A 15,759-nucleotide genomic window follows, 5' to 3' on the forward strand; every position below is an offset into this window, starting at 1 on the left:
GGTGCTCAGCGGGAGACGAGCATCTTCCCGAGGTTCGCGCCCTTCAGCATCCCCAGGAACGCGTCCACGATGTGCTCGAAGCCCTCCACGACCGTCACGTCCAGCGGCAGCGCCCCGCTCCGCAGGTGCGGCACGGCGAGGTCGTGGAGCTCCTCCTGGGCGTCCATGTGGTTGCGGACCAGGAAGCCTTCGAGCCGGGCGCTCTTCTCGACCAGGTCGAAGAGGTTACGCGGGGCCGGCGGGGGAGCGGAGAGCGAGTGGTACTGGCCGACGGCCCCCACCCAGGCGATCCGGCCGTGGTCGCGCAGCGCGTCGATCACGGCCTCCAGGTGCTCGCCGCCCACCCCCTCCAGGGCCACGTCGACACCGTCCGGCGCCGCCTTCGCGAGCAGCTCCGTCACCGGCCCCTCGTGGTAGTCGAAGGCCGCGTCGAAGCCCACTTCTTCCGTCAGGTACGCCACCTTTCCCGGCGAGCCCGCGCTGCCGACCAGCCGGCCCGCGCCGAGGAGGCGGGCGAGCCGCCCCGCCGCCGTGCCGACCCCGCCCGCCGCCGCCGACACGAAGAGGTCCTCGCCCTCCTGGAGCCGTGCGATCCGGGTCAGGCCCACATAGGCCGACAGGCCCGTGCCGCCGAGCAGGCTCAGGTGCGCCGCGAGCGGGACGCCGGGGCCGAAGTCCGGCACTTGGCGCACCTCGCCCGGCGCGACCAGTGCGTGGGTGCGCCAGCCCTTGCGGTGGAGGACGAGGTCGCCCGGGCGCAGGGACGGGTCGCGGGAGTCGAGGACCCGGCCGAGGGTGCGGCCCTCCATGGGGGAGTTCAGGGTCCACAGCACGTCGCCGTCCATCGCCTCGCGGTGGTACGGGTCGACGGACCACTGGAGGTTCTCGACGAGGGCGGTGCCCGGCTCGGGAGAGGGCACCGGGGACTCGACGAAGGAGAAGAGGTCGGGGGTGGGGAAGCCGGTGGGGCGGGCGGTCTGCTGGACGGTGATCATGGTGTCGTTCGTCATGCCGGAGACCGTAGGAAGGAATCCGGCGGCCGGGCAGGGGGTTGCCCTCATGCAACCGAACGATCCATGAATCTCGCTCATACCCCGAGGTGGGAGCCCCGCATGACCGATCCCGCGACCACCGATCCCGCGGCCACCGATCCCGCGGACACCGATCCCGCGAAGAGCGATCTCGCGCCCCGCGAACTCCGCGTCCTCGTCGCCGTCGGGGCCGAGGGCGGCTTCTCGGCGGCCGCCGTCACGCTCGGCATGACCCAGTCCGCCGTCTCCCACTCCGTGCGCACGACCGAACGCAAGCTCGGGGCCGTCCTCTTCGACCGGGGCCGGAACGGCGCGACCCCGACGGCGGCGGGGGAGCGGGCCCTGGCCCACGCCCGGCGGGTGCTGCGGCTCCTGGAGGTGATGGGCGCGGAGGTGCGGGCCGCCGCGCGCGGTGACGGGGGCGGGACCGTCGCCGGACCGCTCCGGATCGCCGTCTTCCGCAGTGCGGCGCTGCACCTGCTGCCGCGGGCCCTGGAGCGGTTGACGGCCCGTCACCCGGAGATCGTGCCCGAGGTGCGGATCGTGCGGGAGGTGGGACCGGGCACCGCGGGGGAGGTCCTCGGAGGGCGGGCCGACATCGGCATCGCGACCATCGGGACCACCTCGCCGGTGCCGCCCGGACTGGTCGGGGGCGTCCTCCTGGAGGAGGGGTACGCGCTCGTCCACCCGGCAGGGCATCCGGCGCCGCGCACGCTGCCGCTGGTCGACTGGGCGGAGAACTGCACCTTGTACACCCGGGAGTGGTGGGCCGCCCAGGAGTGGCTGCCGGCGGCGACGGTGGAGGCGGAGGACGACGGAGCGGTGCTCTCGATGGTGAGCAGTGGTTTCGGCATGGCCGTGATGCCGGAACTGTCACTGGTCGGAGCGCCGCCCTCGGTGGAGATCACCGATCTCGGAGCGGGGCGCCCGACCCGGTCCGTCGGCTATGTCACCACCCCTGAGCTGGCGAGATCCCTCGCCGTGCGGTCGCTGATCCGCGAGCTGCGCGGCACGGAGGGTCGGCCGCCGTCTCAGATAGTAGGAAGTCCGAGTAATTGTGGAGACAGATGAGGGGGCCTGCCCTAGCTTTGTAGAAGCCGAACGTCTCGCTTCATCAAGCGAATGGCGGTCGAGAGCGCGACGCCCCGTGCAGGCAACCCCTGCGGCGGCGCTCCCCGCCCCTTCCGGCGCCTTCGATCACAAGCTGATCTCCGCACGTCCGGATCACCAATGATCTCAAGGAGTCGATCCCTCATGGCCGCTCAGACCGCCCGCCGCGTCCGCCACTCCGCCAACCGCCCCAGCGACGAGGCCCGCCAGAACGCCGCCGCCGCCCTCCAGCGCGCCCTCGACCGCCGTGACAACGGCGGCTCCACCGGTCACTGATCCCGCCCGGGATCTCGCCGATCCCGCCCCGGATCCCGTTCCCGCGACATGGCACTTCGTCCACATGGCGGACGGAACGTGTCAGACGATGGGACGAAGAGTAGGGTGCCGACATGTCTCACAGCATCAATCTCGCAGTCATTCCCGGCGACGGCATCGGCCAGGAGGTCGTGGCCCAGGGCCTCAAGATCCTCGCGGCCGTCCTTCCCCAGGACGTGAAGCTGGAGACCGAGGAGTACGACTTCGGCGCCAAGCGCTACCACGCCACCGGTGAGACCCTCACCGACGCCGATCTCGCCTCCCTCAAGAAGCACGACGCCATCCTGCTCGGTGCCATCGGCGACCCGTCGGTGCCGTCCGGCGTCCTGGAGCGCGGCTTCCTGCTGAAGCTCCGCTTCGCCTTCGACCACCACGTGAACCTGCGTCCCTCGAAGCTGCTCCCCGGCGTGGCCACCCCGCTCGCCGGGCAGCCCGAGATCGACTTCGTCGTGGTCCGCGAGGGCACCGAGGGGCCGTACACGGGCAACGGCGGCACCATCCGCAAGGGCACCCCGCACGAGGTCGCCACCGAGGTCTCGGTCAACACCGCCTTCGGTGTCGAGCGCGTGGTCCGGGACGCCTTCGCCCGCGCCCAGGCCCGCCCGCGCAAGAAGCTGACGCTGGTCCACAAGAACAACGTGCTGACCTTCGCCGGCCACCTCTGGACGGACACCTTCAACAAGGTGGCCCGGGAGTACCCCGAGGTCACCACCGACTACCTGCACGTCGACGCCGCGACGATCTTCCTCGTCACCGACCCGGCCCGCTTCGACGTGATCGTCACCGACAACCTCTTCGGCGACATCATCACCGACCTCGCCGCTGCCGTCTCCGGCGGCATCGGCGTCGCCGCCTCGGGCAACATCAACCCGAGCGGCGAGTTCCCGTCCATGTTCGAGCCGGTCCACGGCTCCGCGCCGGACATCGCGGGCCAGGGCAAGGCCGACCCCACGGCCACCGTCCTCTCCGTCGCCCTCCTGCTCCGCCACCTCGGCTACGAGGCCGAGGCCGCCCGGGTCGAGGAGGCCGTCGCGGCCGACCTCACCGAGCGCGGCGACTCCGTCCGCACGACGGACGAGATCGGCGACGCGCTCGCCGCGCGAGTAGCGAGCTGACCCGCGCCGACTGACACCACACAGCAGCCGCCGGGTCGCACCAGCGCCCGGCGGCTGCCCCATGCGCGGCCGCGGGCGCTCCCCCCGAACCCCGGACCGCGCGCACCCGTTTTCCGCACCGGTCCCCGCGAGCGATAATCGAACGTGGGGCCGCGGCATACGGGCATGCCCGGACGCCGACTCGTCAGGGACGACAGTCCCCGACGGCGCCGTGCGCGCGGTCCTCCCCATCACAACCGGTGAAGGACACGCACTCATGACGACGCCCACGATCGAGCTCAAGCCCTCCTCCAGCCCGCTGTCCGACGCGGAGCGCGAGGCGATCCTGGCCAACCCGGGATTCGGCCGCCACTTCACCGACCACATGGTCACCATCCGGTGGACCGAGGGCCGCGGCTGGCACGACGGTCAGCTCGTGCCGTACGGCCCGCTCTCCCTGGACCCGGCCACGAACGTCCTGCACTACGCGCAGGAGATCTTCGAGGGCCTGAAGGCCTACCGCCGCCCCGACGGCTCGGTCGCCACCTTCCGTCCCGACGCCAACGCGCGCCGCTTCCAGGCCTCCGCCCACCGGCTCGGCATGCCCGAGCTGCCGGTCGAGACCTTCGTCGAGGCGTGCGACGCGCTCGTCCGGCAGGACGAGGCCTGGGTTCCGGCGCACGGCGGCGAGGACTCGCTCTACCTGCGTCCGTTCATGATCGCCACCGAGGTCGGCCTCGGCGTCCGCCCGGCCAACGAGTACCTGTTCGTCGTCATCGCCTCGCCGGCCGGCCCGTACTTCGCGGGCGGCGTGAAGCCCGTCTCCATCTGGGCCTCGGAGGACCGCGTCCGCGCCGTCCCCGGCGGCGTCGGCGACGCCAAGACCGGCGGCAACTACGCGGCCTCCCTGCTCGCGCAGGCCGAGGCGGCCGCCAAGGGCTGCGACCAGGTCTGCTACCTCGACGCGGTCGAGCACAAGTGGGTCGAGGAGCTCGGCGGCATGAACCTGTACTTCGTGTACGGCGACAAGATCGTCACCCCCACCCTCACCGGTTCCCTGCTCGCGGGCATCACCCGCGACTCGCTCCTCCAGGTCGCCCGGGACCTCGGCTACGAGTCCGAGGAGGCCCGCGTCTCCATCGACCAGTGGCAGGCCGACACCGAGAACGGCACCCTCACCGAGGTCTTCGCCTGCGGCACCGCCGCCGTCATCACCCCGGTCGGCCTGGTCAAGTCCGCCCGGGGCGAGTGGCAGCAGTCGGGCGGCGAGCCCGGCGAGGTCACGATGAAGCTGCGCGAGGCGCTGCTCGCCATCCAGACCGGCAAGGCCGAGGACACGCACGGCTGGATGCACGAGCTCGGCAAGTAAGCCGACGGGGTAGTCGCTACTCCGTCGCCGCCAGGGCTTCCGGGGCCGTCGTCACGGTCTCGGGAGCCCTGTTCGGCGTCAGTACGGCGTACAGCGCGCCGCCCACGATCCCCGAGAAGACGAAGCTGCAGTCGATCCCGCCCGTCAGGGCGAGCAGCGGCCCCTCGTAGAGCGGCGTCGACACCGCGGCCAGGCCGACCGCCGCGCCGACCGCCCAGGAGAAGGTGGCGCGCGGGTGCCAGCCCGCCGAGAACCAGTAGATCCCGCCGCGCGAGCGCTGGTTGAAGACCTGGAGCGCCTCCGGGTCGTACGTCCCGCCGCAGCGCGCGTGCCCGATCAGGGTGATCACCGCCCACGGGGTCCCGATCGCGGTGAGCAGCAGTACGAACGAGGTCATCGCCGTCTGGGCGTCCGAGGCGAAGTGGCCGACGAAGACGAAGGCCGTCGCCACCGCCGCGACGACGAGGGTGGCACGCGCGCGCGTGGCCTTCGGCAGGATCGCGTCGAGGTCGAGGCCCATCGAGTACAGCATCAGCCCGGCGTTGCCGACGGAGCCGGCGGTGGCGGCGACGAGCAGCGGTACGAGGTACCAGACGGGCGAGGAGTCGACGAGCGGGCCCGCGTAGTCCAGGCCGCCGCGCGCCGCCAGGGCGGTGAAGGTGCCGAAGAGCTGCGGGACGAGCAGGCCGACGGTCAGGCCCAGGCAGGTGGCCCGCCACACGGTCTTCGCGCTGTACCGCTCGGGGGAGACGTACCGGGTGTAGTCGCCGAGCAGGGTGATGAAGGCGACCGGTCCGCTGAGTCCGGCCGCGACGGCCGAGAGCAGCCAGGTCGGCCAGAAGGAGCCGAGCAGGTAGGGGGTGTCCGGGACGGCGGCCGTGGTGAAGTCCCCGGCGTAGGCGGCGATGCCGACGGCGAGGAGCACCGTCATGCCGATCGCGAGTGCCTTGCTCAGCCGGAGCAGCAGCCGGTAGCCGTACACGGCGCCGACCACCGTGCAGGCGGCGAGGAACGCGTAGACGAGGGCGTGGACGGCGCCGCCGGTCGGCAGGCCGACGAGGCGGGAGAGCGTGCCCACCATCACGTCGCCGCCGATCCAGAGGGTCAGCGCGGTGTAGCCCAGCGAGAGCAGCAGCCCGACCACGGAGCCGACGAGCCGGCCGCGGACGCCGAAGAAGGCGCCGGAGGAGGTGGAGAGGTTGGTCGCGGTGCGGAGGGACACGAGGGCGAGGGGGGCGGTGACCGTGACGCCGACGAGGGTGCCGGTGACGACGGAGGTCACCGAGGCCCAGAAGCCGAGTCCGAAGGAGACCGGCAGCCAGCCGAAGACGATCACCCCCAGACAGAGGTTGGAGCCGAGGAGGATCGAGACGAGGTCGCGGGGGCCGCTGGTGCGTTCCGCTTCGGGGATGGTGTCGACTCCGCGCTGTTCTATCGGCATGAGGACTCCCTGCGGGGGGACGGGGACGGTTTTAGAGCGGCGCTCAATGTGACCTACGCCTGTCGGTGACGTCAATGCTTGGAAGCTCGCTTCTCAACATTTAGAGTGTCGCTCAAACGTGTCGCAATTGCAGGAGGTGTTTGGGGCGTGAGACTGACCCCCACGGAACGCGACCGGCTGCTTCTCTTCGGTGCCGCCGAGCTCGCCCGAGCCCGCCGGGCCCGGGGCCTGCGGCTCAACGTGCCCGAGGCGACCGCGCTCATCGCGGACACCGTCTGCGAGGCGGCCCGCGACGGCAGGCGACTCGCCGAGGCGATCGAGGCGGCCCGCTCCGTCCTCGGCCCCGACGACGTCCTGCCCGGCGTCGCCGACGTGGTCACCGAGGTCCACGTCGAGGCCGTCTTCGACGACGGCTCCCGGCTCGCGGTCGTCTCCGACCCGATCGGCGGGGGAGCCCTGGGAGCCGAGGCCCCGGGCGCACTGCTGCCCGGCCCCGGGTACGAGGAGGCCGAGCCGGCGCTCACCCTCCTCGTCCGCAACACGGCGACGGTCCCCGTGAGCGTCACCTCCCACTTCCACTTCTTCGAGGTCAACCCGCGCCTCGACTTCGACCGGGCCGCCGCCTACGGCATGCGCCTCGCCATCCCGGCCGGAGCCTCCTTCCGCTTCGACCCGGGCGGCGAGGCCGAGGTCGGGCTCGTCCCGATCGGCGGCGCCCGCGTCGCCATCGGCTTCGCGGGCCTGGTCGACGGACCCCTGGACGCGCCCGGCGCGCGCGAAGAGGCCCTGCGCAGGGCGCGGGCCTGCGGCTACCTGGGCGTTCGGCCCGACGAGGAGAACGACTGATGGACCCGTACGAGTACGCATCCGTGCACGGCCCGCGCACCGGCGACCGCGTCGTCCTGGGCGACTCCGGGCTCGTCGTCCGCGTCGAGTCCGACTCCCAGAAGCCCGGGGACGAGTTCCTCGCCGGCTTCGGCAAGACCGCCCGCGACGGACTCCACCTGAAGGCCGCGGCCGTCCGCGAGACCTGCGACGTGGTCATCAGCAACGTCCTGGTCATCGACGCCGTGCAGGGCATCCGCAAGGTGTCGATCGGCATCCGTGAGGGCCGGATCCACGCCATCGGGCGGGCCGGCAACCCCGACACCCTCGACGGGGTCGACGTCGTCGTCGGCACCGGCACCTCGATCGTCTCCGGCGAGGGCCTCATCGCCACCGCCGGAGCCGTCGACACCCACGTCCACCTGCTCTCCCCCCGGATCATGGAGGCCTCGCTCGCCAGCGGAGTCACCACGATCATCGGCCAGGAGTTCGGCCCCGTCTGGGGCGTCGGCGTCAACTCGCCGTGGGCGCTCAAGCACGCCTTCAACGCCTTCGACGCCTGGCCGGTCAACATCGGCTTCCTCGCCCGCGGCTCCTCCTCCGACACGGCGCCGCTGGTGGAGGCGCTCGCCGAGGGCGGGGCGTCGGGCTTCAAGGTCCACGAGGACATGGGCGCCCACACCCGCGCCCTGGACACCGCGCTGCGGGTGGCCGAGGAGCACGACGTCCAGGTCGCGCTGCACTCCGACGGCCTGAACGAGTGCCTCTCGGTCGAGGACACCCTGAAGGTCCTGGAGGGGCGTACGATCCACGCCTTCCACATCGAGGGCTGTGGCGGCGGGCACGTGCCCAACGTCCTGAAGATGGCGGGCGTGCCGAACGTCATCGGCTCCTCCACCAACCCCACGCTCCCCTTCGGCCGCGACGCGGTCGCCGAGCACTACGGGATGATCGTCTCCGTCCACGACCTGAAGACCGACCTGCCCGGCGACGCCGCGATGGCGCGCGACCGGATCAGGGCCGGGACGATGGGCGCGGAGGACGTCCTGCACGACCTCGGCGCGATCGGGATCACCTCCTCCGACGCGCAGGGGATGGGAAGGGCCGGCGAGACCGTACGCCGGACCTTCGCCATGGCCGGGAAGATGAAGGCCGAGCTCGGGCCCATGGAGGGCGACGGCGCGCACGACGACAACGCGCGCGTGCTGCGCTACATGGCCAAGCTCACCATCAACCCGGCGATCGCCCACGGCCTCGCCCACGAGATCGGCTCGATCGAGGTCGGGAAGATGGCCGACATCGTGCTGTGGCGGCCGGAGTTCTTCGGCGCCAAGCCGCAGATGGTCATCAAGAACGGCTTCCCCGCGTGGGGGGTCGTGGGCGATCCGAACGCCGCCACCGACACCTGTCAGCCGCTGGTCCTCGGACCGCTGTTCGGCGCGCACGGCGCCACGCCCGCCGACATCTCCGTCGCGTTCGTCGCCCAGGCCGCCGTCGACCTCGGCTCCGACGCGATGCCCACCCGCCGCCGCCGGGTCGCCGTGCGCGGCACCCGCGGCATCGGCCCCGCCGACCTGCGGTTCAACTCCCGCGTCGGCGACGTGCAGGTCGACGACCGGACCGGCCTCGTCTCGCTCGACGGCTCCCCGATCCGCTCCGAGGCGGCCGAGTCCGTCTCCCTCAACCGCCTCTACTTCCTCTAGGACCGCCTCATGACCTCGTACCGCATGCCCGCCGAGTGGACCCCCCACGAGCGCACCTGGATGGCCTGGCCCAGCCCCAACCCCACCTTCACCAACGAGGAGGAGCTCGCCGAGGCCCGCGCCGCCTGGGCGTCGGTGGCCCGCGCCGTCCGCCGCTTCGAGCCCGTGACGGTGGTCGTCGCGCCCGGCGACGCGGAGTCGGCCGCGGCGCTCCTCGGCCCGGACGTCGAGCTCGTCGAGCGCGAGCTCGACGACGCCTGGATGCGGGACATCGGCCCGACCTTCGTCACCAACGGAACCGAACTCGCCGCCGTGGACTGGGTGTTCAACGGCTGGGGCGCCCAGGACTGGGCCCGCTGGGAGCACGACTCCAAGATCGCCCGCCATGTCGCGGACGTGGCGGGAGTGCCTGTCCTCTCGTCCCCCCTCGTCAACGAGGGCGGCGCGATCCACGTCGACGGCGAGGGCACCGTCCTCCTCACCGACACCGTGCAGCTCGGCTCCGGCCGCAACCCCGAGTGGACGCGCGAGCAGGTCGAGCAGGAGATCCACGCCAAGCTCGGCACCACGAAGGCGATCTGGCTGCCCCACGGCCTCGCCGGCGACTACGGCCTGTACGGCACCCAGGGCCACGTCGACATCGTCGCCGCCTTCGCCCGCCCCGGCACGGTCCTCGTCCACAGCCAGCAGGACCCGGCCCACCCGGACTACGTGCGCTCGAAGATGTACGTGGAGATCCTGCGCGGCCAGACCGACGCGAAGGGCCGCCCGCTGGAGGTCATCGAGGTCCCGGCGCCCACCGTCCTGAAGGACGAGGAGGGCGACTGGGTCGACTACTCGTACATCAACCACTACCTGTGCAACGGCGGCGTCGTCCTCTGCGCCTTCGACGACCCGCACGACGAGGTCGCGGCCGAGATCTTCCGCCGCCTCTTCCCGGAGCGCGAGGTCGTCCTGGTCGACGCCCGGACGATCTTCGCGGGCGGCGGCGGCATCCACTGCATCACGCAGCAGCAGCCGGCGGTGTAGGGAAACCGGCTCGCCGTGGCCGCACGCCCTGTGACAGCGTGCGGCCATGACCACCCATGCCTCCGGCCGGTACGCCCTCACCTTCCTGTACTCCGTCCCCGACGACGCCTGGTACGTGGAGCTGGACGAGGTGTCCGGCCGGCGGCAGCTCGTGGTGGGGGTCGTGCCGGACGAGGATCCGGCGCGCGAGCCGACGGTCCGGTTCGACCCGCGCGGCGAGCGGGAGATCCCGTACGACGTCATGCGGTGGTTCATGGACGCCATGGCCGAGGAGATCCGTACCTCCCGTGCCTGGATGGCGCTCCGTCCCGATCTGGTCGAGGTGGTCCACGGGCTCCGGCAGGAGCACATGGGCGTCATCGCCGACGAGGACCTGCCGCCCGTCCTCGCCGAGCTGCGCGCCACCGTGCCCGGGGCCGACCTCGCCGACGTCATGCTGCACGCCTTCGGGCGCGGGCCCGACGGCCGCATCCTGTAGAACGTACGAGTGAGTCAGAGCAGCAACCCCGGTCCCACCCCCTCCCACCCCCGCCGCCGCAACCAGGCCGCCCCGCCCCGGGAGGACGTGCTCGCCGCGGCCATGGACACCATCGCCGAGCGGGGGCTCGACGGGCTCACCATGGCCGGGCTCGGGCGGCAGGTGGGGATGAGCAGCGGGCACCTCCTCTACTACTTCCGCACCAAGGACGAACTGCTGCTGCAGACCCTGGAGTGGAGCGAGGGGCGGCTCGGGGCCGAGCGCAGCGCGCTGCTGTCCCGGCCGGGGACGGCGCGCGACCGGCTCGACGGCTACGTCGACGTGTACGTGCCCGACGGGCCCCGCGACCCCCACTGGACCCTCTGGCTGGAGGTCTGGAACCGGTCGCAGAACGCCGACGCCGACGCCCGCGCCCGGCAGGCCGCCATCGAGGGGGCCTGGCACCGGGACCTGGTCGCGATCCTCGCCGAGGGCGTCTCGCGGGAGGAGTTCCGCGCGGTCGACCCGGACCGCTTCGCCACCCGGATGCGGGCCCTGCTCGACGGCTTCAGCGTGCACGTCGCCGTCGGCATCCCGGGCACGGGGCGGGAGCAAGTCCTCGCGCACGTAAGGGAGTTCATCGAGCAGGACCTGCTCGCGCGACCGCAACGCACGTAAGTACACCCGATCGTTGCGCGCCACGGCCTTGTTGACCCGGCGCGATCTCCGGCACGGTTCCTGCCCATGGGACGAGAGCACTGGAAGAAGATCTGGGTCGGTTCCGCCGGCAACATGGTCGAGTGGTTCGACTGGTTCGTGTACGCGAGCTTCGCCACCTACTTCGCGGGAGCCTTCTTCCCCGAGGGCGACGACACCGCCAAGCTCATGAACACCGCCGGCATCTTCGCCGTCGGCTTCTTCATGCGCCCCGTCGGCGGCTGGCTCCTCGGCCGGGTCGGCGACCGCAAGGGCCGCAAGGCGGCGCTCACCCTCACCGTGACGCTGATGTCCGCCTCCGCCGTACTGATCGCGATCGCGCCGACGTACTCCGTCGCCGGATACGGCGGCGCCGCCGTCCTCCTCGTCGCCCGCCTCCTCCAGGGCCTCTCCGTCGGCGGCGAGTACGCGGCCAGCGCCACCTACCTCACCGAGGCCTCCGCACCCCGGCACCGCGGCTTCGCCTCCAGCTTCCAGTACGTGTCGATGACCGCCGGCCAGATCCTCGGCCTCGGCCTGCTGCTGATCCTCCAGCACACCCTGTCCGCCGACGCCCTGCACGCCTGGGGCTGGCGCATCCCGTTCGTCGTCGGCGCCCTCGGCGCGGCCGTCGTCTTCTGGCTGCGGCGCACCATGCTGGAGACGGAGGTGTACGAGGAGAGCGCCGACTCCGGCGTCGCCCGGGGCCAGCAGGGCACCCTCAAGGCCCTGTGGGCGCACAAGCGCGAGGCCTTCCTCGTCGTCGCGCTCACCATGGGCGGGACCGTGGCCTACTACACGTACACCACGTACCTCACCAAGTACCTGTCCAACTCCGCCGGACTGCCCAAGCAGACCGCCACCCTGGTCTCCTTCTGCGCCCTCGTCGTCTTCGCCTGCCTGCAGCCGCTCGCCGGCCGGCTCTCCGACCGGATCGGACGGCGTCCGCTGCTCATCACCTTCGCGCTCGGCTCCACCCTCCTCACCGTCCCGATCCTGACGATGCTCAAGCACGCCGGCTCCTTCTGGCCCGCCCTCGGCCTCTCCCTCCTCGCGCTCCTCGTCGTCACCGGCTACACCTCCATCAACGCCTGCGTGAAGGCCGAGCTCTTCCCGACCGGCATCCGCGCCCTCGGCGTCGCCCTGCCGTACGCCGTCGCCAACGCCCTCTTCGGCGGCACCGCCGAGTACGTGGCGCTCTGGTTCAAGGACGCCGGCGTCGAGTCGGGCTTCTCCTGGTACGTCGCCGGCTGCGCGGCCGTCTCCCTGGTCGTCTACCTCACGATGCGGGAGACCCGGGACATCGACCTGGGCCGGGTGGGCGCCGCCCGCGCCGAGCGGACGCGAGATCAACTGCCCGTATCGTGAGACCGCCGTCCGGCCGGTCCCGGACCTGTGTCAGACTTCCGGCGTGCTTGCTACCACGATGATTATCGGCAGCAGCGCGCCGGTCCGCAGTGGCCACTGAATCGCGGAACGACCCCCGCGGCAGTGGACACCGTGCCCCAGACCCGCGCGCAGACCTCTCGCACCCGCGAGGGGTTTTTTCGTTTTCCGGCCCCACCCACGCCGGAAACGGACGACGCGTGAGAATGGGGGCAAGTGGATCCATACCTTCCGGAGCCACATCCGACAGGAGCCAACACAGCCATGACCACGGAGAACGCCGAGGGATCGCGCCTCGACGACAGTTTCCATGTCTTCGACACGACCCTGCGCGACGGAGCGCAGCGTGAGGGCATCAACCTCACCGTCGCGGACAAGCTGACCATCGCCCGGCACCTCGACGAGTTCGGCGTGGGTTTCATCGAGGGCGGCTGGCCCGGCGCCAACCCGCGCGACACGGAGTTCTTCGCCCGCGCCCGGCAGGAGATCGCGTTCAAGAACGCGCAGCTCGTCGCCTTCGGCGCCACCCGCAGGGCCGGCGGCAGCGCCGCCGAGGACCCGCAGGTCAAGGCGCTCCTCGACTCCGGCGCCCCGGTGATCACCCTGGTCGCCAAGTCGCACGACCGGCACGTCGAGCTCGCCCTGCGCACCACCCTCGACGAGAACCTGGAGATGGTCCGCGACACCGTCTCCCACCTGACCGCCCAGGGCCGCCGGGTCTTCGTCGACTGCGAGCACTTCTTCGACGGCTACAAGGCGAACCCGGACTACGCCAAGGCCGTCGTCCGCGCCGCCCACGAGGCCGGCGCCGACGTCGTCGTCCTCTGCGACACCAACGGCGGCATGCTCCCCGCCCAGATCCAGGCCGTCGTCGCCACCGTCCTCGCCGACACCGGCGCCCGCCTCGGCATCCACGCCCAGGACGACACCGGCTGCGCCGTCGCCAACACCCTCGCCGCCGTCGACGCGGGCGCCACCCACGTCCAGTGCACCGCCAACGGCTACGGCGAGCGGGTCGGCAACGCCAACCTCTTCCCCGTCGTCGCGGCCCTGGAGCTCAAGTACGGCAAGAAGGTCCTCCCCGAGGGCGCCCTCGCCGAGATGACCCGGATCTCGCACGCCATCGCCGAGGTCGTCAACCTCACCCCCTCCACCCACCAGCCGTACGTCGGCGTCTCCGCCTTCGCCCACAAGGCCGGACTGCACGCCTCCGCGATCAAGGTGGACCCCGACCTCTACCAGCACATCGACCCCGAGCTGGTCGGCAACACCATGCGGATGCTCGTCTCCGACATGGCCGGCCGCGCCTCCATCGAGCTCAAGGGCAAGGAGCTCGGCGTCGACCTGGGCGGCGACCGCGACCTCGTCGCCCGCGTCGTCGAGCGCGTCAAGGAGCGCGAGCTCAAGGGCTACACGTACGAGGCCGCCGACGCCTCCTTCGAGCTGCTGCTCCGCGAGGAGGCCGAGGGCCGGGCCCGCCGCTACTTCCGCACGGAGTCCTGGCGCGCGATCGTCGAGGACCGCCCCGACGGCACCCACGCCAACGAGGCGACCGTGAAGCTCTGGGCCAAGGGCGAGCGGATCGTCGCCACCGCCGAGGGCAACGGCCCGGTCAACGCCCTCGACCGGGCGATGCGGGTGGCCCTGGACCGGATCTACCCGCCGCTCGCCAAGTTCGAGCTGGTCGACTACAAGGTCCGCATCCTGGAGGGCCGCCACGGCACCGAGTCCACGACCAGGGTCCTCGTCACCACCAGCGACGGCAACGGCGAGTGGTCCACGGTCGGCGTCGGCGAGAACGTCATCGCCGCCTCCTGGCAGGCCCTGGAGGACGCCTTCACGTACGGCCTGCTGCGCGCGGGGATCGACCCCGCCGAATAGTCCTGCATGTTCGCTTTGGTCCGGTTCGGGTAGCGTCGAACCATGAGGACCAGGGCGATGTCCACGGGGTCGGCCCTCGGCGGGCTGATCGTGCTCCTGCTGCTGGCCCTGGCGCCCTTCGCGGGCGCCAGGGCCACGGGCGTGTCCGACGCGGCCGCCGCCCTGAAACAGGGCCCGGTCTACGTCGACCCGGGCGCCGCCGGCCAGCTCTCCACGGCCGACGCGAAGGCCCTCGCGCAGAAGATCAAGGACGCGGACAAACCGCTCTTCGTGGCGGTCCTGCCCGCGAACGCGCAGTTCCCGCCCAAGGGCCTCATCGACAACCTGCACGCCCAGACCGGCATCGCGGGCCTGTACGCCGTGCGCCTCGGCGACCGCTTCGACGCGGGCGTCGACCGCTCCGTGATGTCCCCGGCCGCCGTGGACAACCTCGTCGCCTCCGTACGGCAGCCCGGCGTCGACGCCGCCACCGAGCTGAACGACTTCGTCGACCAGGCCCTGCCCGCGATGCGCGGCTCCGCCCCGGCCTCCTGGGGCGCCGTCGGCGCGGACAGCGGGGTCCCCGTCGCCGGGCTCGTCATCCTCGGCGGTGTCGTCGTCGCGGGCGGCGCGGGCGCCTACGCCGTCGTCCGGCAGAAGAGGCGCCGCAAGGAGGCCGAGGAGCGCGCCGCCCTCGACCGGCTCCGGGTCGTCGTCGACGAGGACATCACCGCCTTCGGCGAGGAACTCGAACGCCTCGACTTCCACCCCGCCGAGCGCGGCGCCGACGACGCCATGCGCGGCGACTACGAGCGCGCCCTCGACTCGTACGACAGGGCCAAGTCCCTCATGGCCTCGGCCGCCCGCCCGCACGACGTCCGCGGCGTCACCCAGGCCCTGGAGGAGGGCCGCTTCTCCCTCGCCGTCCTGGCCGCCCGGCGCGAGTCCCGCCCGCTCCCCGAGCGCCGGCCCCCGTGCTTCTTCGACCCCCGCCACGGTCCCGCCGCCGAGGACCGGACCTGGACCCCGCCCGGCGGCTCCCCCCGTCAGGTCCCGGTCTGCGCCGCCGACGCGGCCCGCCTCGACGACGGCCTCGACCCCGTGGCCCGCACCGTCGACACCGACGCCGGCCGCCGCCCCTACTGGGAGGCGGGCCCCGCCTACGGTCCCTGGGCCGGCGGCTACTTCGGCGGCGGCATGCTCCCCGGCCTCCTCGTGGGCACCATGCTCGGCTCCGTGCTCGCCACCCCCGCCTACGCCTCCGAGTACGGCGGCGGCGACTTCGGCCCGGGCGACTTCGGCGGCGGCGACTTCAGCGCCGGGGACTTCGGCTCGGGCGACTTCGGCGGCGGTGACTTCGGGGGCGGCGGCGACTTCGGCGGAGGCGGCGGGTTCGACGGGGGCGGCGGCTTCTAGCGACCCCTCCGGGCGGCTCGGGCCGGC

14 protein-coding genes are annotated in these 15,759 nt (G+C 72.3%); 12 read left to right on the forward strand and 2 right to left on the reverse strand.

Annotation, left to right across the window (positions count from 1 at the left end; genetic code table 11):
• Positions 1-5 precede the first annotated feature (5 nt).
• Positions 6-1,010, reverse strand: a complete 1,005-nt coding sequence (locus ACIGW4_RS20615; RefSeq protein WP_399582155.1) for a zinc-binding dehydrogenase — start codon at positions 1,008-1,010, stop codon at positions 6-8.
• Between the two features lie 102 nt (positions 1,011-1,112).
• On the opposite strand from ACIGW4_RS20615, the gene ACIGW4_RS20620 reads away from it, so the two are divergent.
• The 4 genes from ACIGW4_RS20620 to ACIGW4_RS20635 all read left to right on the forward strand — a co-directional run bounded on the left by ACIGW4_RS20620 (position 1,113) and on the right by ACIGW4_RS20635 (position 4,919).
• Positions 1,113-2,102: a LysR family transcriptional regulator gene (locus ACIGW4_RS20620; protein WP_399582158.1), complete on the forward strand. Its 990-nt coding sequence runs from the start codon at positions 1,113-1,115 to the stop codon at positions 2,100-2,102.
• Between the two features lie 183 nt (positions 2,103-2,285).
• A complete protein-coding gene (locus tag ACIGW4_RS20625; RefSeq protein WP_256341282.1) occupies positions 2,286-2,417 on the forward strand; it encodes a hypothetical protein in 132 nt (43 codons plus the stop codon).
• A 113-nt stretch (positions 2,418-2,530) separates the two neighbouring features.
• Positions 2,531-3,571: a 3-isopropylmalate dehydrogenase gene (locus ACIGW4_RS20630; protein ID WP_359589211.1), complete on the forward strand. Its 1,041-nt coding sequence runs from the start codon at positions 2,531-2,533 to the stop codon at positions 3,569-3,571.
• Positions 3,572-3,827: 256 nt separating this feature from the next.
• A complete protein-coding gene (locus ACIGW4_RS20635; protein WP_123455546.1) occupies positions 3,828-4,919 on the forward strand; it encodes a branched-chain amino acid aminotransferase in 1,092 nt (363 codons plus the stop codon).
• Between the two features lie 16 nt (positions 4,920-4,935).
• Here ACIGW4_RS20635 and ACIGW4_RS20640 read toward each other — a convergent pair whose 3' ends face one another.
• Positions 4,936-6,360 carry a cytosine permease gene (locus ACIGW4_RS20640; RefSeq protein WP_398707641.1) on the reverse strand — a complete coding sequence of 475 codons (1,425 nt, stop codon included), beginning with the start codon at positions 6,358-6,360 and terminating at the stop codon, positions 4,936-4,938.
• 147 nt (positions 6,361-6,507) lie between these two features.
• On the opposite strand from ACIGW4_RS20640, the gene ureA reads away from it, so the two are divergent.
• The 8 genes from ureA (at position 6,508) to ACIGW4_RS20680 (ending at position 15,732) form a co-directional block, all read left to right on the forward strand.
• Complete coding sequence (gene ureA, locus ACIGW4_RS20645; protein ID WP_123455548.1) at positions 6,508-7,206, forward strand: urease subunit gamma; 699 nt, start codon at positions 6,508-6,510, stop codon at positions 7,204-7,206.
• Complete coding sequence (locus tag ACIGW4_RS20650; RefSeq protein ID WP_123455549.1) at positions 7,206-8,888, forward strand: urease subunit alpha; 1,683 nt, start codon at positions 7,206-7,208, stop codon at positions 8,886-8,888. The genes ureA and ACIGW4_RS20650 overlap by 1 nt, the downstream gene beginning before the upstream one ends.
• A gap of 9 nt (positions 8,889-8,897) precedes the next feature.
• Positions 8,898-9,917 (forward strand): agmatine/peptidylarginine deiminase, encoded by a 1,020-nt coding sequence (locus tag ACIGW4_RS20655; RefSeq protein ID WP_123455550.1) that lies wholly within the window; start codon positions 8,898-8,900, stop codon positions 9,915-9,917.
• A 46-nt stretch (positions 9,918-9,963) separates the two neighbouring features.
• A complete protein-coding gene (locus ACIGW4_RS20660; RefSeq protein WP_123455551.1) occupies positions 9,964-10,395 on the forward strand; it encodes a hypothetical protein in 432 nt (143 codons plus the stop codon).
• 102 nt (positions 10,396-10,497) lie between these two features.
• A complete protein-coding gene (locus ACIGW4_RS20665) occupies positions 10,498-11,052 on the forward strand; it encodes a TetR/AcrR family transcriptional regulator (RefSeq protein WP_260174676.1) in 555 nt (184 codons plus the stop codon).
• A 66-nt stretch (positions 11,053-11,118) separates the two neighbouring features.
• Positions 11,119-12,438: an MFS transporter gene (locus ACIGW4_RS20670; protein WP_398707646.1), complete on the forward strand. Its 1,320-nt coding sequence runs from the start codon at positions 11,119-11,121 to the stop codon at positions 12,436-12,438.
• Positions 12,439-12,720: 282 nt separating this feature from the next.
• Positions 12,721-14,337 carry a citramalate synthase gene (cimA, locus tag ACIGW4_RS20675; RefSeq protein WP_123455555.1) on the forward strand — a complete coding sequence of 539 codons (1,617 nt, stop codon included), beginning with the start codon at positions 12,721-12,723 and terminating at the stop codon, positions 14,335-14,337.
• A 42-nt stretch (positions 14,338-14,379) separates the two neighbouring features.
• The gene (locus ACIGW4_RS20680) at positions 14,380-15,732 is read left to right on the forward strand and encodes a hypothetical protein (RefSeq protein WP_399582163.1); all 1,353 of its coding nucleotides are present in this window, start codon (positions 14,380-14,382) and stop codon (positions 15,730-15,732) included.
• Positions 15,733-15,759: the final 27 nt, after the last annotated feature.

Origin of the sequence: Streptomyces sp. NPDC053513, assembly GCF_044544765.1 — a bacterium.
GTDB classification, from domain to species: domain Bacteria; phylum Actinomycetota; class Actinomycetes; order Streptomycetales; family Streptomycetaceae; genus Streptomyces; species Streptomyces litmocidini.